Below are 20,149 nucleotides of genomic sequence, written 5' to 3' on the forward strand. Positions count from 1 at the left end.
GCGGACGGGCGCCGCGGCTCACTCCTCCGCCAGTGCCGCCGCGGTCAGCGTGAGGTGCTCGGTCAGCGCTGCGGCCGCGGCCTCGGCGTCCCGGGCCAAGGCCGCCTCCTCCAGCCGGGCGTGCTCGGCCAGGTAGTCCCGCTCGGGCGTCCGGTGCGCCGACCACCGCCGGGCCAGTTCGCTCGCCGTCCACATCCGGTCGAACGTCTCCAGCAGCACCGCGTTGCCGCACCCCTCCAGCAGTGTCCGGTGGAAGACCCGATGCGCCTCGGCCCACTCCTCGGTGTAGTGGTGCCCCTCGTCGGGAGCGAACGCCGGTGTCCGGGCCAGCCGGTGGTGCGTGGCCCGCACCCGCCCTTCCCAGGCGAGGTCCCCCCGCTCGACCGACAGCCGCAGGACGACGGGTTCGACCGTCCGGCGGGCCTCCGCGACCTCCTGCCACCGGCGGTCGGAAAACACCGGAACCGCAAAGCCCCGGTTCGGCAGCCGATCGGCCAGCCCGTCACCGACCAGCCGGACGAGCGCCTCGCGCACCACGGCCAGGCTCACGCCCTGCGCCTCGGCCAGGTCCTGCGGCTTGAGGGCTTCGCCGGGCGCGTACTGTCCGCGCATGATCGCGTCCCGCAGGCGTGCGTAGGCCTGCTCGGACAACATGGGCCGGCTCGGAGAAGAAGCTGTCACCGGACAAGTGTAGACGATCGCAGTAATAATCGATTATTGGTGCTATGGTCGATGGAGACCGATCCGCCCCTGCAGAAGAGTGATCCGATGAACGACCCGTTCGCCCGCCTTCCCGAGGTTCCCTCCTTCACCGTCACCAGCGCCACGATCACCGAGGGCGCCGCGCTGCCACCGCAGCACCGGTCCGGGACCGACCTCTCCCCGCAGCTGTCCTGGAGCGGTGCCCCGGCGGGCACGAAGAGCTACGCCGTGACCGTCTACGACCCCGACGCCCCCACCGGCTCCGGCTTCTGGCACTGGGCGGTCGCCGACATCCCCGCCACCGTCACCGAGCTGCCCGAAGGCGCGGGCGACGCCACCGGCTCCGGACTCCCGGACGGCGCCGTCCAGCTCCCGGGCGACACCCGCGAAGCCCGCTTCCTCGGCGCGGCCCCGCCCGCCGGCCACGGCCCGCACCGCTACTTCTTCGTCGTGCACGCCCTCGACGTCCCCGCGATCGGCGTCCCGGCCGACGCCACCCCGGCCGTGCTCGGCTTCACGATGGCCGGGCACGTCCTCGGCCGCGCGGTGCTGACCGCCACCGCGGAGACGCCGGGCGCCGAACGCCTCGAGGTCTCCCGGCTCGTCCCGGCGCCCGCCGACGCCGTCTTCGCGGTCCTGACCGACCCGCAGGGCCACGTGGACATCGACGCCTCCGGCATGCTCATGGGCGCGGAGGGGCAACCGGTGCGCCAGGCGGGCGACCGGTTCCTGGTGCACATGGACCGGGACGCCCTCGGGGACGTCCCGCTCGGGAAGTACGACGTCGAGGTCGTCATCACCAAGTTCGTCCCGGGTGCGGAGATCGCCTGGACCGTCGAAGGCCGGACCGGGACGCACGTCCGCCACCTCTACGGCTACCGGCTGGAGCCCGCCGAGGGCGGCACCCTCGTCACGTCCTACTACGACTGGTCGGAGATCGGCGAGGAGTGGAAGCGGCGCCTCACCTTCCCGGTGGTGCCCGAGTCCGCGCTCAAGGCCACCCTCGGCATCCTGGAACGCACCGTCCGCCGCCGGCTGGCCAACGGGTAGCCGGCCGCCTGGATCACGCCACCCGGCGTACGTTGGGAGCATGTACACGGTGGCCGTGCTGGCTCTCGACGACGTCATCGCCTTCGATCTGGCCACGCCGATCGAGACGCTCGGCCGCGTCCGGCTGCCGGACGGGCGAGGGGGCTACCGGATCGTCGTCGCCGGGCCGGAGCCGGTGGTCGGCGCCGGCCCGGTGCGGCTGCACGTCGACGCCGGGCTCGACGAGGTGGCGCACGCCGACCTCGTCGTCGTCCCGGGCCGGAACGACCCCGATCGGCCCACCCCGGACGGCGTCGCCGGGTTCCTGCGTGCCGCGGTGGCGCGCGGCACCCGGGTCGCCTCGATCTGCGTCGGCGCGTTCACCCTCGCCGAGGCCGGCCTGCTCGACGGGCAGCGGGCGACCACGCACTGGCTCGCCACGGACGAGCTGGCCCGGCGGTACCCCGCCGTCGAGGTCGACCCGGACGCGCTCTACGTCGACAACGGGCAGATCCTGACGTCCGCGGGTGCCTCGGCGGGCCTGGACATGTGCCTGCACATCGTGGAGCGCGACTACGGAGCGGCGGTCGCCGCCGACACCGCGCGGCTGGCGGTCGCGCCGCTGCAGCGCACCGGCGGCCAGGGCCAGTACATCCTGCGCAACCGCCCGACCTACCAGACCGCGACCCTGGAGAAGGCGCTGGCGTGGATCGAGGAGAACGCCCACCGCCCGCTCACCCTGGCCGACATCGCCACCGCGGCCGGCATGAGCACCCGCACGCTGACCCGGCACTTCCAGGCCGAAACCGGCCAGAGCCCGGTCCACTGGCTGGCCGGCGTGCGGATCCGGCACGCCCAGGAGCTGCTGGAGCTGACCGAGTACACGATCGACCGGATCGCCGGGCAGGTCGGGTTCCCGTCGCCGAGCAACTTCCGGGTGCAGTTCGCGCAGACGGTGGGGGTGAGCCCGAGCGCGTACCGGAAGACGTTCCGGTCGCGCTAGCTGTGCTGCCCGGGGAGAAGACCGAACGACACCGCGCCTGCCACTCTGGCTGCACACCTACAACCACCACCGCGGACACACCGCACTCGCAGGCCACCCACCCGCCAGCCGCGTCCCCAACCTCACCGATCAGTACAGCTGGACGTGCCGCGCCTCCGGTCTCACGGCTCGGCGCAGCCGGTCCCGCGGCGCCGCAGGTGCGGCTGCGCGAGGTGCGGTGGTTCGTAGGCCACGTCCACCGGCCCGAGATCGGTGCCGGGCGGGACGATTTCGTCGATCCGGTCGAGGAGGTCGTCCCCGATCCGGGTGCCGGCTCCGGCGAGCAGGTCCGCCAGCTGGTCCTCGGTGCGGGGGCCGATGATCGCCGAGGAGACCGCGGGGTGGGTGGTGACGAACGCCAACGCCAAGTGCCGCAACGGGATTCCGGCCTCCTCGGCGACCGGGACGAGCGCGTCGACGGCGGCGAGCTTGCGTGCGTCGGTCATGTGCCGCGGGGCCCAGTGCAAGCGCCCGGCCGCGGCCGCTTCCGGACGGTAGCGGCCGGTGAGCAGTCCCATCGACAACGGGCTCCACACCAGCACGCCGAGGTCGTGGCGACGGCACACCGGCAGGATTTCGCGCTCGACCCCGCGGTTGAGGATCGAGTAGTGCAGCTGCTCGGTGCGGAACCGGGCCAGGCCGCGGCGCTGCGCCACCCACTGGGCCTCGACGATCTCGGACGCCGGCAGGTTGGAGTGCCCGATGACCCGCACCTTGCCCGCGCGCTGCAGGTCGGTCAGCGCGCTCAGCGGCTCCTCGATGTCGGTGCCGGGCTCGGGGTGGTGCAGCTGGTAGAGGTCGAGGTGGTCGACGCCGAGGCGGCGCAGCGACCCTTCGACGGCGGAGACGATCCAGCCGCGGGAGTTGCCGCGCTGGTTGGAGCCCGGTCCCATCGGGCCGTTGCCCTTGGTGGCGAGGACGACGTCGTCGCGGCGGCCGCGCAGGGCCTTGCCGAGGATCCGCTCGCTCTCGCCGTCGCCGTAGACGTCGGCGGTGTCGATGGTGGTGATGCCGTGGTCGAGCGCGCGGTGGACGATCCGGACGCACGCGTCCGCGTCGGGGTTGCCGTACGGGCCGAACATCATCGTGCCCAGGGTGAACACGCTGACCTGGAGGCCGGTGCGGCCGAGGGGGCGGGTCTGCACAGGAGGTCTCTCCGTGGCCGGGCGTGGCGGCGGGGTGCGGGCACCCCGCCGCCACGCGGGGGAAGTGGTCAGCCCTGGTACGCGGCCGCGACGTCGACGATCCAGGTGACGCCGAAGCGGTCGGTCAGCATCCCGAACGCCGGGGCCCACGGGGCCGGGCCGAACTCTTCGATGACCGTCGCGCCCTCGGCGAGGCCCTTCCACACCGGGGAGACCTCGTCGACCGTCGCGCCGCGGACGGAGAGGAAGAACCGCTCCTGCGTGATCGTGGTGCCGTTCTCGCGGCGGGTGGTGGGCGTGGTGGGGGCCGGGGCGTCGGTGCCGGGGACGTCGTAGGCCATCACGCTGAAGCCGTTGTCCGCGGTGACCTGGCCGAACACCACCTTGGCCGCGCCCGGCAGCTCGGCGGGCATCCCGAAATCGCCGTAGGTGGCGATGGTGACCTGGCCGCCGAAGACCGACCGGTAGAACTCGAGGGCCTCGCGGGCCTGGCCGGTGAAGTTGAGGTGGGCGACAGCGGTGAGCGACATGTCCGGTCCTTCTGGAGGGTTTCCGCCACCGGTGGGTTCCGGTGGCGAGAGCCACGTTCGCAGGAGTAGCGGTCAGGGAACGTCCGCTTTTCGTGGCACCATGGCTTCGTGCCGATCGCCTCTTCGACGGCGACCTCGGGTCGCCTGCTCGCCCTGCTGTCCCTGCTGCAGGCCCGCCGGGACTGGCCGGGCGCGCTGCTCGCCGGCCGGCTGGGCGTCAGCGAACGGACCGTGCGCCGGGACGTCGACCGGCTGCGCGAGCTCGGCTACCCCGTTCAGGCGGTCAAGGGCCCCGACGGCGGCTACCGGCTCGAAGCGGGCGGGCAGCTGCCGCCGTTGCTGTTCGACGAAGAGCAGGCGGTCGCGCTGGCGGTGGCGCTGCGGATCGCCGTCGGGACCGGCGCGGGCATCGAAGAGGCCGCCGCGCGGGCGCTGGCCACGGTGCGGCAGCTGCTGCCCGCCCGGCTGCGGCAGCGCGTCGACGTGCTGGAGATCGCCGCGGCCGGGACCGCCGCGGTCCAGGTCGTCCCGGACGTCCTGCTCGCGCTGAGCGCGGCGATCCGGGCCACCGAAGAGGTCCGGTTCGACTACGAGTCCCCGTCACGACCGGACGACGACCGGCCGCGGCGGGTGCAGCCGCACCACCTGGTGGTCCGAAGTGGACGGTGGTATCTGGTCGGCTGGGACGCCGTCCGTGGGGATTGGCGGACCTACCGAGCCGACCGGATGCGGCTGCGCGTCCCGAACGGGCCGCGGTTCACCCCGCGGGAGGTGCCGGGCGGCGACGTCGCGGCCTTCCTTGCCGCCCGCTTCAAGGGATCGGACGGGGGTGACCGCTGGCCGTGCCGGGGCGAGGTGGTCCTCGACCGGCCGGTCGAGGACGTGGCACCGTTCGCCGGCGACGCTGTGGTCGAGGAAGCGGCCCCGGGGAAGACGCGGCTGAGTATCGGGTCCTGGTCGTGGGCAGCTCTTGCTGCGGGGTTGCTGCGTTTCGATTGCGAGGTGGAGGTGGTGGGGCCGCGGCAGTTGCGGGAGGCCTTTGCCGAGCTGGCGGCCCGCGCGACCCGTGCGGCGCATCCCGGCGGGTGAAGGCGACCACCACCGGCGCGGCGGGATCCCCCGGCCGGGCGGTTCAGCCCGGTTCGTGGTTGAGGGCGCCGGAGCGGAAGGGCGACACCGTCGCTTCGGCGAAACCCGCCGCCCGTACGGCCGCCGGCAACTGCTCGTCGTCGTGGAGGGCCGTGGTCGCCTCGGGGTCGAGTTCCACCCGGGCCGTGCCGCCGAGGTCGCGGACCCGGACGTTGCGTGAGTGCACCCCGCGCTCGGCCAAGAACGTGCGCACCGCCGATTCGGCCCGTTCCACCCGGGCCAGCGTGGCCGTGGTGATCGGGATGCCGTACCGGACGCGGCTCGCCAGGCAGGGGGCCGCCGGTTTGTCCGCCCAGACCAGGCCCCAGCCGCGGGCGATCGTCCGGACGTCCTCTTTGGACAGGCCGAGGGTGCGCAGCGGGGTGTGCACGCCGAGTTCGTCGCCCGCGCGGATGCCCGGCCGGAACGGGTCGACGGCGTCGTCCGCGTTCGTTCCCGTGGCCACGGCCGGGAAACCGTGCGCGGCCGCCACCTCGGCGATCGTCGTGAGCACCGTCGATTTGCAGAAGTAGCACCGGCTCCGGCCGTTGGCCGCGTAGCCCGGCTCGGCCAGCTCGGCGGTCGGCGGGGTCAGGTGGGGGACGCCGAGGTCCGCCGCGATCCGCCGGGCGTCGGCCAGTTCCACCGCGGCCAGGCTCGCCGAGTTCGCCGTCACCGCCAGCACGTTCGCCGGGCCGAGGGCACGGACGGCCGCCGCGAGTACCAGTGCCGAATCCGCGCCGCCGGAGAACGCCACCGCGAGCCGGCCGAGGGCGGCCAGGTGGCTCACGAGCCGGGTGCCGTCCATCAGCGGCCCGCCGCGATCGTCGCGACGACCCGCGCCGGCAGCCCGAGTTCGCGTGCGGCGGCCACCACGTCGTCGTGCTCCGGCTTCGCGCCGTGCGGCCCGCGCTTGCGCCGCACCGGCAGGCCGAGGACGTCGACCGTTTCGGTCTCCCGTTCGAGGGCGGTCCGCCGGACCGGGTACTCGCGGAAGCCGAGGCTGCCGGTTTCGGCGAGCATCAGGTCCCCGAGCCGGGCGGCGTGCCCGGGCTCGGCGAGCACGTGCAGGACGTGCGCCGGCCGGCCCTTCTTCATCGTCACCGGGCTGAGCCAAGCGTCGAGCGCCCCGGCTGCCAGCAGCTCGCCCACGACGTGGCCGAGCACTTCGCCGGTGACGTCGTCGAGGTTGGTCTCCAGCACCACCAGCGTGCGGGACCCGGCGCCGACCGGCTCGCCGAGGTGCACGACCGCGATGTTCGGCCGGTCCGGCAGCGACCGGGTGCCCGCGCCGTAACCGGTGGCCAGCAGGCGGAACTCCGGCGGCGGCTCGAACCGGGCGCCGACGGCCCGCAGCAACGCGGCCGCGGTCGGGGTGACCGTCTCGCCGGTGAGGTCGCTCCCGACCGTCTGCGCGCCCCGCAGCAGCGCCGCGGTCGCCGGGGCCGGGCAGGGGAGGAGGCCGTGGGCGGTGCGGACCGTGCCGCTGCCGAGCGGCAGCGCCCCGCAGTACACAGTGGACACTTCGAGCGCGTCGAGCGCGGCGCAGACCCCGATGACGTCGACGAGTGTGTCGTGCCCGCCGAGTTCGTGCAGGTGGACGCGTTCGGGTGCTTCGCCGTGCAGCCTGCCTTCGACTTCGGCGATCGCACGGAGGGCGGCGACCGCCTTGGCCGCGACCGGCGCGGGTTCGACCCGCCCGGCCATGGCGATCAGTTCGGCCGCGGACCGGCTGGTCGCGTCGTCGGTCACGTCCACGAGCGCCCGGGCCGCCATCAGCCCGTGTGTGAGCAAGGAATGGACACGCAGCTCCCACGCGGTCAGCCCGCTGGAGGCGATGGCGGAGCGGACGCGCTCCAGCGGCGCGCCGGCGTCGGCGAGGGCGGCGAGCAGCATGTCCCCGGCCAGGCCGGTGAAGGGGGAGATGACGCAGATCGTCACCGGGACCTCCGCAGGACCTGGGCGAGCCGGAAGGCGGCCATGGCCGCGCCGAACCCGGAGTCGATGTTGACGACGGTGATCCCGGCCGCGCAGGACGCGTGCATGGCGAGCAGCGCGGTCACGCCCTCGAGGCCGGCGCCGTACCCGGTGGACGTCGGCACGGCGATCACCGGGCAGGCGACCAGCCCGCCGACGGCCGAAGCGAGCGCACCTTCCATGCCCGCGACGACGATGACCGCGTCGGCCTCGCGCAGCCGGTCTGCTTCGGCGAGCAGGCGGTGGATGCCCGCGACGCCGACGTCGGTGACCGTGTCCACCGAGAAGCCGACGGCCGCGGCGACTTCCGCGGCTTCCTCGGCGACCGGGCCGTCGGACGTCCCGGCTGCGGCCACCGCGACCGTGAAGGCGGTCGCCGGGGCCGGGCGCCAGACCAGCAGCCGGGCGCCGGGGGAGTAGCGGCCGCCGGGAACCTCGGCCAGCACCGCACGCGCCGGTTCGGCTTCGACCCGGGTGACCAGCACCGGACCGGTGTTGTGCGCGAGCAGCGTCTGCACGATGGCCGCGACCTGCGCCGGGGTTTTCCCCGGCCCGTAGACGACTTCCGGGAGTCCCTGCCGGTCTTCGCGGTCCAGGTCGACGCGGGCGAACCCGAGATCGGCGGTACTCATGCCACGTACGGGATCGTGAGCGGGCCTTCCGGCAGCACACAGGCCCGCGCGCCCGGCCCGGCCCGGTCGAGGGCTTCGGCGACGGTGGCCGCGATGTCGGTGGTCCGGGTCAGGTGCGCAGTCGCGAGGTCGGCTTCGCTCAGGAAATCGGTGTGCACGACCACCCGGCATTCGTCCTGGATCTTCGCCTGGATCTGGACCTGCCACTGGTCGGGCACGGTCACCGCGCGGGCCGAGATCTCCGCGAGCAGCGCCGCCGGGGAACTCGCCGACGCGAGGACCTCCCGGTAGGAGCCGTGGTCGGGGAAGCCGTCCCGGCACTCCGCGGCGCAGACGATCGTCCCGCCCGGCCTGGTGATCCGGTGCGCCGCCGACATCCCCTTGACGGCCTGGTAGAGGTTCTGGTCGAGCGGATACCCGGAGTTGGTCGTCACCACGACGTCGAACGGCGCCGGTACCGGCCGCATGGCGACGTCACGGGCGGCCCGGGCGGCGGCCGCGTGCATGGCGAGCAGGTCACCGCCGAACGCGCCGATGACCGCCTTGTCGCGGTTGAGGATGACGTCGAAGGCGAAGGTGACACCGGTGGCCGCGGCGATCGCGCGGACGTCGTCGTGCACCGGGTTGCCTTCGGTGATGCCCCAGGTGGCGTTGCGGTGCCCGATCCGGCGGGCGTCGTGCAGCACCAGCACGGTTTCCAGCGCCGCCAGCCCGGGTGCGACGAGCTTGGGGCCGCCCGAAAACCCCGCGAAGAAGTGCGGTTCGACGAACCCGGTGGTGATCCGGACGTCGGCGGCCACCCACTCGCTGTTCAGCCACACCGGGACGTCGTCGCCGTGACGGCCCAGCCAGGTCAGGCTCGCGCGGTCGCGGGCGTCGTGGTTCACGATCCGGACGGTGCCGGCGACGTCGTCGCCGAACATCGCGCGCAGCTCGGCGTCGGTGTTGCCGCGGTGGGTGCCGGTGGCGACCAGGATGACGACGTCCTCGAGGCGGACGACGCCGTCGAGCTCGGCGAGGATCGCCGGGATCATCAGGTCGCGCGGCTGCGGCCGGGTCCCGTCGCACGCCGAGATCGCGACGGTCTGCCCCGGCCGCACCCGCTCGCGCAGCGGCGGCCCGGCGACCGGTTCCCGCAACGCCCGGCGCAGCAGCACTTCCGCGGGTTCGGTGACCGGGTGGTGCACCGGCGTCACCACGGTGGTGACGTCCGGGTCGATGGCGAGCTCCAGTCCGGTCTCGCCGTACGCGAGCCGGACGGTGGCGGTCATGACGCCAGCCCGTAGACGCGGGACGCGGTTCCGCCGCGGACGGCATCGCTTTCGGCCGGGGAAAGCCCGTCGAGGAGGCTTTCGGCGGCGTTCATGACTTCCGCGTACGTCCCGGCGAGCAGGCACACCGGCCAGTCGGAGCCGAGCATCAGCCGGTCCGGGCCGAAGGCGGCGAGCGCGGTTTCCGCGTACGGCCGCAGATCCGCGGCCGTCCAGTGCTCCCGGTCGGCCTCGGTGACGAGCCCGGACAGCTTCGCGACGACGTTGGGCTCCCGCGCCAGGGTCGCGATCCCGCTCGCCCACGGTTCGAGCTCGCCGCTCGCGATCGGCGGCTTCGCGAGGTGGTCCAGGACGAAGGTGAGGTCCGGCAGGGCCCGGACCGCCGCCGTGGCCGCCGGAAGCTGGTGGGGCAGCACGAGCAGGTCGTACACCAGCCCGGCGTCCCGCACCGCCGCCAGCCCGGCGAGGACGTCTTCGCGTTCCAGCCAGCGCGGGTCGGGTTCGGCCTGGACGAGGTGCCGGATGCCGGTCAGCAGCTCGCCGCCCGGGGCCGACCGCAGCCGTTCGAGGTCCCGCGCCGGCGAGCCGGTGAGGTCGAGCCAGCCGACGACCCCGGCGATGAGCGGCTCGGCGGCCGCGGTCGCGAGGAACTCGACCGACTCGTCCAGGTCCGGCAGCACCTGGACGAGCACCGTCGCGTCGATCCCCTCGGCGGCCGCGCGCAGGTCCGCCGGGGTGAAGTCGCGGCGGATGGTCGCGGTCTCGTCGCCGTCCAGCCACGCGTGACGGCGGACGGAGGTCTGCCACAGGTGGTGGTGCGCGTCGACGCGCCGGCCGGTCACGCCCGGCCGATCCGGTGGTGCTGGCGGCCGAGGCCGTCGATCTCCACGGTCACTTCGTCCCCTTCGGACAGGTAGGGGAAGTCGTTGGCACCGAAGGCGACCCCGGCCGGCGTGCCGGTGTTCACGACGTCACCCGGCTCCAGCACCATGAACTGGCTGAGGTACCAGACGACGTGCCGGACGTCGAAGAGCATGTTCTTCGTGGTGCCGTCCTGGCGCTGCTCCCCGTTGACGGCCAGGCGCAGGCCCAGCTCCTGGGGGTCGCCGGCCTCGTCCGGGGTGACCAGCCACGGCCCGAGCGGGTTGAACGTCTCGCAGGACTTGCCCTTGGTCCACTGGCCGCCGCGTTCGTGCTGGAACTCGCGCTCGCTGACGTCGTTCGACACGGCGTACCCGGCGATGACCGCGCCGGCGTCTTCCGGCGACGCGAGGTACCGCGCCCGGCCGCCGAGCACCACGGCGAGTTCGACTTCGTAGTCGGTCTTGGTGCTGGTGCGCGGGATGAGCACGGTGTCGTCCGGGCCGACGATCGTGTTGGTGGCCTTGAGGAACACCACCGGCTCCGCGGGCGGCTCGGCTCCGGTTTCCGCGGCGTGGTCGGAATAGTTCAGCCCGATGCAGACGAGCAGGCCGGGCCGGGCCACCGGGGCGCCGACGCGCAGCCCCGTGACCTCCAGCGCCGGCAGGGTCCCCTCGCGCAGCGCCGCCCGGGCCCGCGCGACGCCGTCGGCGGCGAAGAAGGCGCCGTCGACGTCCGGGGTCAGCGAACGCAGGTCCCGCGCCGCACCGGTTTCGTCGAGGACGACGGGGATCTCGTGGCCGGGGTCGCCGAGGCGTTGGAAGCGCATGGCGGGGGACGGTAGCAGACATATGATGTCTTGTTCAAAGCTCTGGCCAGTCATCATACGTAAAACCGCGGAAAGTAGTCGACTGTCACGTTGAGTCCAAGTTATTGCCGTGTTACGGATCGACTCTGGACATTCTGCGTGCCGACGCGTAGCCATACATATGTTGTCTGCCCCGAAGGAGAGGTGGCCCCGTTGGCCGAAGTGATCAGCGCCATCGATGCCGTGGACGTCCGCTTCCCGACGTCGCTGAGCCTGGACGGGTCGGACGCGATGAACCCGGAACCGGACTACTCGGCGGCGTACGTGACCATCCGCACGAGCGACGGCGAAGAGGGCTACGGGCTCGCTTTCACCGTGGGCCGCGGCAACGACGTCGAGGTCGCCGCCGTCCGGGCGCTGGTGCCCCTGGTCGCCGGGATGCCGGTGGACGAGGCGCTCGCCGACCTCGGTGCCTTCTCGCGACGGCTGACCGGGGACAGCCAGCTGCGGTGGCTGGGGCCGGACAAGGGCGCGATCCACATGGCCGCGGCCGCGATCGTCAACGCGGCGTGGGACCTGCGGGCCCGCCGCGAAGGCAAGCCGGTCTGGCGGCTGCTGGCCGAGATGCCGCCGGAGGAGCTGGTCGATCTCGTCGACTTCCGGTACCTGCAGGACGCGCTGACCCGCGACGAAGCCCTCGACATCCTCCGCCGCGCCGAACCGGGCCGCGCCGCCCGCCAGGCCGAGCTCCTGGAAACCGGTTTTCCCGCCTACACCACGACTCCCGGCTGGCTCGGCTACTCGCCGGAGAAGCTGGCGGCGCTCTCGGCGGAGGCGGTCGCCGACGGCTTCACCCAGATCAAGCTCAAGGTCGGCGCCGACCTCGACGAGGACATCCGCCGGCTGCGGCTCGCCAGGGATGTCGTGGGGCCGGACGTGCGGATCGCCATCGACGCCAACCAGGCGTGGGGTGTCGGGCAGGCCATCGAATGGCTGCGCCCGCTGGCCGAATTCGACCCGTACTGGATCGAGGAACCGACGTCACCGGACGACGTGCTCGGCCACGCGGCGATCCGCCGGGCGGTGGCGCCGATCAAGGTGGCCACCGGCGAGCACACGCACAACGCGGTGATGTTCAAGCAGCTGCTGCAGGCGCAGGCGATCGACGTGCTGCAGCTCGACGCCAGCCGGGTCGCCGGGGTCACCGAGAACATCGCGATCCTGTTGCTGGCGGCGAAGTTCGGCGTCCCGGTGTGCCCGCACGCCGGCGGGGTCGGGCTGTGCGAAATGGTGCAGCACCTGGCGATGTTCGACTTCGTCGCGGTGAGCGGCACGCAGACCGACCGCGTCATCGAGTACGTCGACCACCTGCACGAGCACTTCGTCGACCCGGTGCGGATCGAGCGGGGCCGCTACCTGGCCCCGGTCGAACCGGGCCTCGGCGCGCGGCTGCACGCGGAATCCGTGGCGCGGTACCGGTTCCCGGACGGCCCGGTCTGGCAGCGGGACGCGGTGGTGGTCGCGTGAGCGGGGAGTTCGACGGCGTCCGCGCGATCGTGACCGGCGGCGCGTCCGGCATCGGGCTCGCCACCGCGCTGCGGCTGTCCGCGCGCGGTGCCCGGGTCGTCTGCCTCGACCTGAACGACAAGGTCGAGGAACCGCTGACCGGCGTGCGGGCGGACGTGTCGGACGACGACTCGGTGCGAGCCGCGGTCGCCGCCGCCGTCGAGCACCTCGGCGGCCTGGACGTCCTGGTCAACAACGCCGGGATCGGGGCACAGGGGACGGTCGAGGACAACGGAGACGCGGAGTGGCACCGCGTGTTCGACGTCAACGTCGTGGGCATGGTGCGGGTGACCCGCGCGGCCCTGCCGCACCTGCGGGAGTCGGCCGCGGCGGCGATCGTGAACACCTGCTCGATCGCGGCCACCGCCGGGCTGCCGCAGCGAGCGCTCTACAGCGCCACGAAGGGCGCGGTCCTCGCGCTCACCCGCGCGATGGCCGCCGACCACCTGGCCGAGGGCATCCGCGTGTGCTGCGTGAACCCCGGCACCGCGCACACGCCGTGGATCGACCGGCTGCTCTCGAAAGCCGACGATCCCGACGCCGAGCTGGCCGCCCTCGCCGCGCGCCAGCCGACCGGCCGGCTGGTCACCGCCGAGGAGGTCGCCGCGGCGATCTGCTACCTGGCCGGCCCGGAATCCGGCGCCACCACCGGCACCGATCTCGCCGTGGACGGCGGGATGTCCGGCCTCCGTCTCCGCCCCAAACCTGTCAACGAGGAGAGGTCATGAAGTTCCAGCACCTGCGCGCCGCGACCGTCGTCACCGCCGGCGTCCTGACCGCGGCCGCACTGGCCGGCTGCAGCGGCGGCGGCTCCACCGGCGCTTCGGGCGGCAAGACCGTCGTCGGCGTCGACTACCCGCGCTCGGACACCGACTTCTGGAACGCCTACATCAAGTACGTGCCCCAGTTCGCCGGTCAGTTCGGCCTCGACCTCAAGACCACCAACTCGCAGAACGACGTCGCCAACCTGACGGCCAACGTGCAGACGATGATCAGCCAGGGCGTCAAGGGCGTGGTGATGGCGCCGCAGGACACCGCGGCGATCATCCCGACCCTGCAGCAGCTGGCGACCAAGAAGATCCCGGTCGTGTCCGTCGACACCCGGCCCGACCAGGGCAACGTCTACATGGTCGTGCGCGCGGACAACCGGGCCTACGGCGAGAAGGCCTGCCAGTTCCTCGGCACCAAGCTCGCCGGCAAGGGCAAGGTCGTCATGCTGCAGGGCGACCTCGCCTCGATCAACGGCCGCGACCGCACCGAGGCCTTCAACGACTGCATGAAGAAGAACTTCCCGGGGATCACCGTCTTCGGCGAGGCCACCAACTGGGACGCCAACACCGCCGCCCAGAAGCTGCAGACGCGGCTGACCGCGAACCCGGACATCAAGGGCGTCTACATGCAGTCCAGCTTCGCCCTGTCCGGCACGCTGCAGCTGCTGAAGCAGCGCGGCCTCGCTGTCCCGGCGAGCGACCCGAAGCACGTGTTCATCGTGTCCAACGACGGCATCCCCGAGGAACTGGCCAAGATCCGGTCCGGCGAGATGGACGCGACCGTGTCCCAGCCCGCGGACCTGTTCGCCAAGTACGCCCTGCAGTACGTCAAGGACGCCATCGACGGCAAGACGCCGGCGGCAGGCAAGACCGACCACGACAGCACCATCATCCAGGTCCGCGAGGGCCTGATGGAGGACCAGCTGGCCGCGCCGCTGGTCACCGCGGACGGCGCCACGTTCGGGCCGGTCAGCAGCGTCAAGGTCGACGACCAGTCCCTGTGGGGCAACAGCAAGAGCTGACCCGGTTGGCGAGAGGAAGCGAACATGAGCACCGTGCCGGTCGTCGAGGCACGCGGCGTGGTCAAGCGCTACGGCGCCACCGTGGCGCTCGACCACGCCGACCTGACCGTCCTGCCCGGACAGACCCACGCGCTCGTCGGCCGCAACGGGGCGGGCAAGTCGACCCTGGTGTCCGTCCTCACCGGACTGACCGAGCCGGACGCCGGCACCGTGCGGCTGGACGGGGAACCGGCCCCGGCACTGGCCGACCGGGACGCCTGGCGCGCCCGGGTGGCGTGCGTGTACCAGCGGTCGACGATCATCCCCGACCTGTCGGTGGCGGAGAACCTGTTCCTCAACCGGCAGGAGACCCGCGGCGGGTTCGTCCGCTGGTCCGCGCTGCGCCGCTCGGCCGCCGAGCTGCTGGAGCGCTGGTCGGTCGACGTCGACGTGCACCGGCCGGCCCGGGAGCTGAGCGTCGAGCAGCGGCAGTTCGTCGAGATCGCGCGGGCCCTGTCGTTCGGCGCCCGGTTCGTCATCCTCGACGAGCCGACCGCCCAGCTCGACGGGGCCGCCATCACCCGGCTGTTCGGGCACATCGCCGAGCTGCAGCGCCAGGGCGTCACGTTCCTGTTCATCAGCCACCACCTCCAGGAGGTGTACGAAATCTGCGACACGGTGACGGTGTACCGGGACGCCCGGCACGTCCTCACCGCGCCGGTCGCCGAACTGCCGAAGGCCGACCTCGTCGCGGCGATGACCGGGGAGAACGCCGTCGTGACGCAGGAACGAGCGTCGTCGGCCCGGCACGGCGCCGAACCCGTGCTTCGGGTGGACGACCTGACCCTCGCCCCGTTCTTCGAGGACGTGTCCTTCGACATCGCGCCCGGCGAGGTCGTCGGGCTGGCCGGCTCCGGCAGCAGCGGCAAGACCGAGCTCGCCGAGGCACTGGCCGGGCTGCGCAAACCCACCGCCGGCACGGTTCTCGTCGCCGGCTCCCGGCCCCGGCCCGGCGACGTACCGGCCGCGCTGGCCGCGGGGGTCGGGTTCGTCCCGGAAGACCGCCACCACCAGGGTTTCGTGCCGGAGATGTCCATTGCGGACAACTCCACGATGAGCGTGATGGACCGGCTCGGGCCCGGCATCTTCGTCCGGTCCGGCCTGCGCGACCGGCTCGCCGGGCAGCTGATCTCCCGGCTGGCGGTCAAGACCCCCGGCCCCGAGCTGCCGGTGTCCGCGCTCTCCGGCGGCAACCAGCAGAAGGTCGTGATGGCCCGCGCCCTCGCGGGCGATCCCGCGTTGCTCGTGCTGATCACCCCCACCGCCGGGGTCGACGTGCGGTCGAAGGAGTTCCTCCTGGGCAAGGTCGCGGAGGCCGCCGCGGCGGGCACCGCGGTGCTGATCGCCTCGGACGAGCTCGACGATCTCCGCCTGTGCGACCGGCTGCTGGTCGTGGTGCACGGCCACCTCACCACCGAAATGCCCGCAGGCTGGCAGGACCGCGAGGTCGTGGCCGCCATGGAAGGAGTCGACCTCGATGCCTGAAAGCCCCGCCGCGGTGGGCGCCCCGCCGCGGACCGGAACCCCGCCCGCGCCCCGACGCATCGCGCTGGCCCGCCTGCGCGACTTCGCGCTGGTGCCCGGGATCATCGCGATCGCCGTCGTGGGCCAGCTGGTGAACCCGGTGTTCCTGCAGTACGACAACGTGATCAACATCCTGCAGACGATGTCGGAGATCGCGCTGCTGGTGCTCGCCCAGACGATGGTCCTGGTCGTCGGCAAGATGGACCTGTCGCTGGAATCGACGTTCGGGCTCGCCCCCGGCGTGGCGGCCTGGCTGACGATCACCGGCGGCCATTCCCTCGGGCTGCTGCCGTCCTGGACCGGCGTTCCCGTCGTGCTGCTCGTCGGCGTGGTCGTCGGCGCCCTCAACGCCCTGCTGATCGTCCGGTTCGGGCTGAGCGGGTTCGTCGTCACCCTCGGCATGCTCATCGTGCTGCGCGGCCTGCTGACCGGCATCTCCGGCGGCCAGACGTTCTTCGGCATGTCCGATTCGATGCTCTACCTCGGCACCACGCTGTGGGCCGGGATCCCGGCGTCGATCTGGATCTGCGTGCTGCTGTTCGCCGGCGGGATCGTCCTGCTCGGCTACACCCGGTTCGGCCGCAGCCTGTACGCGATCGGCGGCAACGAGGACGCGGCGAAGGCCGCGGGCATCCGGACCGACCGGATCGTGTGGATCGTGCTGATCGGGGCCAGTGTGCTGGCCGCGCTCGGCGGGCTGCTGCTCTCGGGCCGGCTCGCCTCGGTGGCCGCGGCGCAGGGCAACGGCTACATCTTCACGGTGTTCGCCGCCGCCGTGATCGGCGGCGTCAGCCTCAACGGTGGCCGCGGCACGCTCTTCGGCGCGTTCACCGGCATCCTGCTGCTGTACATGATCCAGAACGTGCTGACACTGGCCGGCGTGCCCGCGCAGTGGATCGGGGCGCTCAACGGCGCGATCATCCTCATCGCGCTGGTGATGTCCCGGATCACCAGCGGCAAGCGGCAGACCTGATGGCGGACCTCGGCCTGGGCACCGCGGGCCTGGGCAACGTCTTCGGCGAGGTCGACGACGAGGCCGCCGCGGAGGTCGTCGCCGCGGCGGCCTCCGCCGGGGTCCGGTACTTCGACACCGCGCCCTACTACGGCTTCGGGCTGGCCGAGCGCCGGCTCGGCCGGGCGCTGGCCGGGCGGCCCGCGGGCTCGTTCACCGTGTCGACGAAGGTCGGCCGGACGCTCACCGACGGCGGCTGCTTCTTCGACTTCTCGGCGGACGCCGTCCGCCGGGGGATCGAAGGCAGTCTCGACCGGCTCGGCCTCGACCGCGTCGACATCGCCTACCTCCACGACCCCGACGACCACGAAGAGCAAGCCGCTTCCGAGGCGTGGCCGGAGCTGCGCCGGCTGCGCGACGAAGGCGTGGTCTCCGCGATCGGCGTCGGGATGAACCAGTGGGAGATGCCCGCCCGGTTCGTCGAACGGCTCGACGTCGACGTGGTCCTGCTCGCCGGCCGGTACACGCTGCTGGACCGGAGCGGAGCCCGGCTGCTCGACCGGTGCGCCGAGCGCGGGGTGGCCGTGGTGCTGGGCGGGGTGTTCAACTCCGGCCTGCTCATCGACCCCCGGCCCGGCGCCTGGTTCGACTACGCCCCGGCGGCGGCGGACCTGGTGGCGCGCGCCCGGCGGATGCGGGAGGTCGCCGCTTCGGCGGGCTACGACCTGGCCGCGTGCGCGCTCGCCTTCGCCGCCGCGCATCCCGCCGTCAACTCCGTCCTGGTCGGCGTCACGAGCGCCGCCCAGGTGCGGGAGAACCTCGATGCCTTCCACCGCGAGGTGCCGCACGACCTGCTGCACCAGTTGATTTCCTGCTAGGTCCCCTCACCCAGGAGCGTGCAACGATGCCCCCTGCCCAGAACCCGTTCTCCCGACGGCAGTTCGGTGCCCTCGCCGCCGCCGGGCTCGCCGCGGCGGCCATGCCGCCGGCGCTGGCCGGTCCGGCGGCGGCCGCCGCGCAGTCCTACGAACCGACCTGGCCGTCGGTCGACCGGCACCCGCCCGCGCCGGAGTGGTTCCAGGACGCCAAGTTCGGCATCTACTGGCACTGGGGTGCCTTCACCACGCCGGAGTTCGGCAGCGAGTGGTACGGCCGGAACATGTACATCCCGGACAGCGGGGAGAACAAGCACCACAAGGCCACCTACGGCGACCCGGCGGTGTGGGGCTACGACCGGTTCATCGACGGCGGCACCGACGTGGCGGGCAACCCCGTGCAGTTCGCGCCGAAGCTCGTCTCCCGCGGCGGGCAGTTCGACCCGGAGGAGTGGGCGCGGGTGGTCAAGGCGTCGGGGGCGAAGTTCGCCGGCCCGGTCGCCGAGCACCACGACGGGTTTTCCATGTGGGACAGCAAGGTCAACGAGTGGAACTCGGTGGCCCGCGGGCCGCACCTCAACCTGCTGAAGCTGTTCACCGACGCCATCCGCGGGCAGGGCCTGAAGCTGCTGGTCGCGATGCACCACGCGTTCAACTACAACGGCTTCTACGACTTCGCCCCGCCGCAGAGCACCCCGAGCCTGCGGAAGCTTTACGGCCAGCTGCCGCGCGCCGAAGAAGACGCGCTCTGGCTGGCCAAGCTCAAGGAAGTCATCGACCGCGCGAAGCCCGACATCCTCTGGCAGGACTTTTCGCTGAACTCGCCCGGCTACTGCATCAACAGCGGCCCGTGCGCGGTGGGGGAGCAGCAGCGCCTCGAATTCCTGGCTTACTACTACAACCAGGCCGAAAAATGGGGGAAGGAAGTCGTCTCGACGTTCAAGCACTTCGACCACGGCTTCAACACCAGCGGCGAAGTCGCCGACTACGAACGCGGCGGCCCGGCCGACATCGTCACGCCCTACTGGCTCACCGACGACGCCATCTCCAGCAGCAGCTGGAGCTACACCCGGGGCATCGGCTACTACTCGAGCACGCAGATGATCCACGCGCTGATCGACCGGGTCAGCAAGGGCGGCAACATGCTGCTCAACATCTCCCCGACGCTGGAGGGCACCATCCCGGCCGAGCAGCGCGCGGTGCTGGCGGACTTCGGGACCTACCTCGGGCGCGTCGGCGAGTCGATCTACTCGACGCGCGTCTGGGACGTCTACGGCGAGGGCCCGACCAAGATGGGCGGCGGCTCGTTCGTCTCCCCGAAGGTGGGCACGGCCAAGGACTTCCGGTTCACCCGCGACAAGGCGGGCCGCGTGCTCTACGCGACCGTGCTGGCCTGGCCCGGGGCCACCGCGGACCTCACCACGTTGTCCGGCAAGCGGATCGACCTGAGCAGCCTGCGGCGGGTCGAACTGCTCGGGGCGCCCGGTGCGCTGAAGTACACCCAGGACGCGGCCGCCCTGCACGTCACGCTGCCGGCCAAGCCGTACGACTCGGCCGCCTACGTGCTGAAGCTGACGTTCGCGGGCAAGATCCCGGTGGTGGGTCCGGCCACCGGCGCGAAGGTGTTCGCCGGCCGCAACTACGGCGGGGCGAGCGCGACGCTGGGGATCGGCAGTTACACCGCCGCCCAGCTGAAGGCCGCACTTCCCCAGCCCGTGTCCGCGATCTGGCCCGGGGACGGCTACCAGGCCCTCGGCTACCCGGCCGACGACTTCACCGGCACCCCGAGCCGGTTCGTCGCGGCCACGCCGGACGTGCCGCCGGCCGCCGTCGTCTCGATGCGCGTGGCGTTCGACCCCGCCCGGTGGTTCCGGATCGTCAACGTCACCAGCGGGCTGGCCGTGGACGGCGGCGGCGCGGTCGCGGCGGGCAGCGGGCTGAAGGTCTGGACCCCGGACGGCAGCACGAACCTGCAGTTCGGCGTCGAGGACGTCGGCGACGGGTTCGCCAAGCTGACCAACCGCACGAACGGCCTCGTGATCGACGGTGCCGGTGCGACCTCGGCGGGCGGCAACCCGGTACAGGCGGCCTACACCGGCGCGGCGAGCCAGCAGTGGTCGGTCACCGACACCGGCGGCGGCGTCTTCGTGATCGCCAACCGGGTCACCGGCCTGGTGCTCGACGGCGGCGGGAACGTGCCTTCGGGATCACCGCTGAAGGTGTGGAACGACGACGGCAGCCCGAACCTGCGGTGGCTGTTCGGCGTGATCTGACGG

The 20,149-nt window shown here is 72.6% G+C and carries 19 protein-coding genes and 1 pseudogene; 11 read left to right on the top strand and 9 right to left on the bottom strand.

Annotated elements, in window-relative coordinates; genetic code table 11:
- Positions 1-18: 18 nt before the first annotated feature.
- Positions 19-654, bottom strand: coding sequence for a GntR family transcriptional regulator (locus tag HUT10_RS43255; RefSeq protein ID WP_176178310.1), 636 nt, complete (start codon positions 652-654; stop codon positions 19-21).
- A gap of 114 nt (positions 655-768) precedes the next feature.
- On the opposite strand from HUT10_RS43255, the gene HUT10_RS43260 reads away from it, so the two are divergent.
- From HUT10_RS43260 to HUT10_RS43270, 3 genes and pseudogenes are all read left to right on the top strand, one after another.
- The gene (locus HUT10_RS43260; RefSeq protein WP_176176499.1) at positions 769-1,752 is read left to right on the top strand and encodes a YbhB/YbcL family Raf kinase inhibitor-like protein; all 984 of its coding nucleotides are present in this window, start codon (positions 769-771) and stop codon (positions 1,750-1,752) included.
- Between the two features lie 40 nt (positions 1,753-1,792).
- On the top strand, positions 1,793-2,734 hold the full coding sequence (locus tag HUT10_RS43265; RefSeq protein WP_176176500.1) for a GlxA family transcriptional regulator: 942 nt from the start codon (positions 1,793-1,795) through the stop codon (positions 2,732-2,734).
- A 40-nt stretch (positions 2,735-2,774) separates the two neighbouring features.
- Positions 2,775-2,873, top strand: a pseudogene (locus HUT10_RS43270) (IS481 family transposase); the annotation flags it as partial.
- 22 nt (positions 2,874-2,895) lie between these two features.
- Here HUT10_RS43270 and HUT10_RS43275 read toward each other — a convergent pair.
- Both HUT10_RS43275 and HUT10_RS43280 read right to left on the bottom strand, forming a co-directional pair.
- Entirely contained in the window at positions 2,896-3,918 is a 1,023-nt protein-coding gene (locus HUT10_RS43275; protein WP_176176501.1) for an aldo/keto reductase, read from the bottom strand.
- Between the two features lie 68 nt (positions 3,919-3,986).
- Positions 3,987-4,448: a VOC family protein gene (locus HUT10_RS43280; RefSeq protein WP_176176502.1), complete on the bottom strand. Its 462-nt coding sequence runs from the start codon at positions 4,446-4,448 to the stop codon at positions 3,987-3,989.
- Between the two features lie 108 nt (positions 4,449-4,556).
- Here HUT10_RS43280 and HUT10_RS43285 point away from each other — a divergent pair, with 108 nt between their 5' ends.
- The gene (locus HUT10_RS43285) at positions 4,557-5,537 is read left to right on the top strand and encodes a YafY family protein (protein WP_176176503.1); all 981 of its coding nucleotides are present in this window, start codon (positions 4,557-4,559) and stop codon (positions 5,535-5,537) included.
- 43 nt (positions 5,538-5,580) lie between these two features.
- On the opposite strand, the gene larE is transcribed toward HUT10_RS43285, so the two are convergent.
- The 6 genes from larE to HUT10_RS43315 are packed head-to-tail and all read right to left on the bottom strand — an operon-like array spanning position 5,581 to position 11,146.
- Positions 5,581-6,384, bottom strand: coding sequence for an ATP-dependent sacrificial sulfur transferase LarE (gene larE / locus HUT10_RS43290; RefSeq protein ID WP_176176504.1), 804 nt, complete (start codon positions 6,382-6,384; stop codon positions 5,581-5,583).
- Positions 6,384-7,517: a nickel pincer cofactor biosynthesis protein LarC gene (gene larC, locus HUT10_RS43295; protein ID WP_176176505.1), complete on the bottom strand. Its 1,134-nt coding sequence runs from the start codon at positions 7,515-7,517 to the stop codon at positions 6,384-6,386. Before larC ends, larE begins: the two co-directional genes overlap by 1 nt.
- Positions 7,514-8,185 carry a nickel pincer cofactor biosynthesis protein LarB gene (gene larB, locus HUT10_RS43300; protein WP_176176506.1) on the bottom strand — a complete coding sequence of 224 codons (672 nt, stop codon included), beginning with the start codon at positions 8,183-8,185 and terminating at the stop codon, positions 7,514-7,516. The genes larC and larB overlap by 4 nt, the downstream gene beginning before the upstream one ends.
- A complete protein-coding gene (larA, locus tag HUT10_RS43305; RefSeq protein WP_176176507.1) occupies positions 8,182-9,456 on the bottom strand; it encodes a nickel-dependent lactate racemase in 1,275 nt (424 codons plus the stop codon). The genes larB and larA overlap by 4 nt, the downstream gene beginning before the upstream one ends.
- The gene (locus HUT10_RS43310) at positions 9,453-10,298 is read right to left on the bottom strand and encodes an amidohydrolase (protein ID WP_176176508.1); all 846 of its coding nucleotides are present in this window, start codon (positions 10,296-10,298) and stop codon (positions 9,453-9,455) included. The genes larA and HUT10_RS43310 overlap by 4 nt, the downstream gene beginning before the upstream one ends.
- Positions 10,295-11,146, bottom strand: coding sequence for a fumarylacetoacetate hydrolase family protein (locus HUT10_RS43315; protein ID WP_176176509.1), 852 nt, complete (start codon positions 11,144-11,146; stop codon positions 10,295-10,297). Before HUT10_RS43315 ends, HUT10_RS43310 begins: the two co-directional genes overlap by 4 nt.
- Before the next feature lie 192 nt (positions 11,147-11,338).
- Between HUT10_RS43315 and HUT10_RS43320 the strand changes: the two genes are divergently transcribed.
- The 7 genes from HUT10_RS43320 to HUT10_RS43350 are packed head-to-tail and all read left to right on the top strand — an operon-like array spanning position 11,339 to position 20,146.
- Entirely contained in the window at positions 11,339-12,652 is a 1,314-nt protein-coding gene (locus HUT10_RS43320) for an enolase C-terminal domain-like protein (protein WP_217709691.1), read from the top strand.
- Positions 12,649-13,419, top strand: a complete 771-nt coding sequence (locus HUT10_RS43325) for an SDR family NAD(P)-dependent oxidoreductase (protein ID WP_176176511.1) — start codon at positions 12,649-12,651, stop codon at positions 13,417-13,419. The genes HUT10_RS43320 and HUT10_RS43325 overlap by 4 nt, the downstream gene beginning before the upstream one ends.
- Entirely contained in the window at positions 13,416-14,483 is a 1,068-nt protein-coding gene (locus HUT10_RS43330) for a sugar ABC transporter substrate-binding protein (RefSeq protein WP_176176512.1), read from the top strand. Before HUT10_RS43325 ends, HUT10_RS43330 begins: the two co-directional genes overlap by 4 nt.
- A gap of 24 nt (positions 14,484-14,507) precedes the next feature.
- A complete protein-coding gene (locus tag HUT10_RS43335; protein WP_176176513.1) occupies positions 14,508-16,007 on the top strand; it encodes a sugar ABC transporter ATP-binding protein in 1,500 nt (499 codons plus the stop codon).
- Entirely contained in the window at positions 16,000-17,019 is a 1,020-nt protein-coding gene (locus HUT10_RS43340) for an ABC transporter permease (protein ID WP_176176514.1), read from the top strand. The genes HUT10_RS43335 and HUT10_RS43340 overlap by 8 nt, the downstream gene beginning before the upstream one ends.
- Positions 17,019-17,876, top strand: a complete 858-nt coding sequence (locus HUT10_RS43345) for an aldo/keto reductase (protein WP_176176515.1) — start codon at positions 17,019-17,021, stop codon at positions 17,874-17,876. The genes HUT10_RS43340 and HUT10_RS43345 overlap by 1 nt, the downstream gene beginning before the upstream one ends.
- 26 nt (positions 17,877-17,902) lie before the next feature.
- Complete coding sequence (locus HUT10_RS43350; protein WP_176176516.1) at positions 17,903-20,146, top strand: alpha-L-fucosidase; 2,244 nt, start codon at positions 17,903-17,905, stop codon at positions 20,144-20,146.
- Positions 20,147-20,149: the final 3 nt, after the last annotated feature.

The sequence above is a fragment of the Amycolatopsis sp. Hca4 genome (genome assembly GCF_013364075.1).
GTDB lineage: Bacteria > Actinomycetota > Actinomycetes > Mycobacteriales > Pseudonocardiaceae > Amycolatopsis.

Excerpts from the sequence above, each read along its gene's own strand:
- HUT10_RS43345 (WP_176176515.1), top strand. The coding sequence starts at position 17,019 with ATGGCGGACCTCGGCCTGGGCACCGCGGGCCTGGGCAACGTCTTCGGC.
- HUT10_RS43280 (WP_176176502.1), bottom strand. The coding sequence starts at position 4,448 with ATGTCGCTCACCGCTGTCGCCCACCTCAACTTCACCGGCCAGGCCCGC.
- larE (WP_176176504.1), bottom strand. The coding sequence starts at position 6,384 with ATGGACGGCACCCGGCTCGTGAGCCACCTGGCCGCCCTCGGCCGGCTC.
- HUT10_RS43340 (WP_176176514.1), top strand. The coding sequence starts at position 16,000 with ATGCCTGAAAGCCCCGCCGCGGTGGGCGCCCCGCCGCGGACCGGAACC.
- HUT10_RS43335 (WP_176176513.1), top strand. The coding sequence starts at position 14,508 with ATGAGCACCGTGCCGGTCGTCGAGGCACGCGGCGTGGTCAAGCGCTAC.
- larA (WP_176176507.1), bottom strand. The coding sequence starts at position 9,456 with ATGACCGCCACCGTCCGGCTCGCGTACGGCGAGACCGGACTGGAGCTC.
- HUT10_RS43315 (WP_176176509.1), bottom strand. The coding sequence starts at position 11,146 with ATGCGCTTCCAACGCCTCGGCGACCCCGGCCACGAGATCCCCGTCGTC.
- HUT10_RS43265 (WP_176176500.1), top strand. The coding sequence starts at position 1,793 with ATGTACACGGTGGCCGTGCTGGCTCTCGACGACGTCATCGCCTTCGAT.
- HUT10_RS43330 (WP_176176512.1), top strand. The coding sequence starts at position 13,416 with ATGAAGTTCCAGCACCTGCGCGCCGCGACCGTCGTCACCGCCGGCGTC.
- HUT10_RS43260 (WP_176176499.1), top strand. The coding sequence starts at position 769 with ATGAACGACCCGTTCGCCCGCCTTCCCGAGGTTCCCTCCTTCACCGTC.
- HUT10_RS43255 (WP_176178310.1), bottom strand. The coding sequence starts at position 654 with ATGTTGTCCGAGCAGGCCTACGCACGCCTGCGGGACGCGATCATGCGC.
- larB (WP_176176506.1), bottom strand. The coding sequence starts at position 8,185 with ATGAGTACCGCCGATCTCGGGTTCGCCCGCGTCGACCTGGACCGCGAA.
- HUT10_RS43350 (WP_176176516.1), top strand. The coding sequence starts at position 17,903 with ATGCCCCCTGCCCAGAACCCGTTCTCCCGACGGCAGTTCGGTGCCCTC.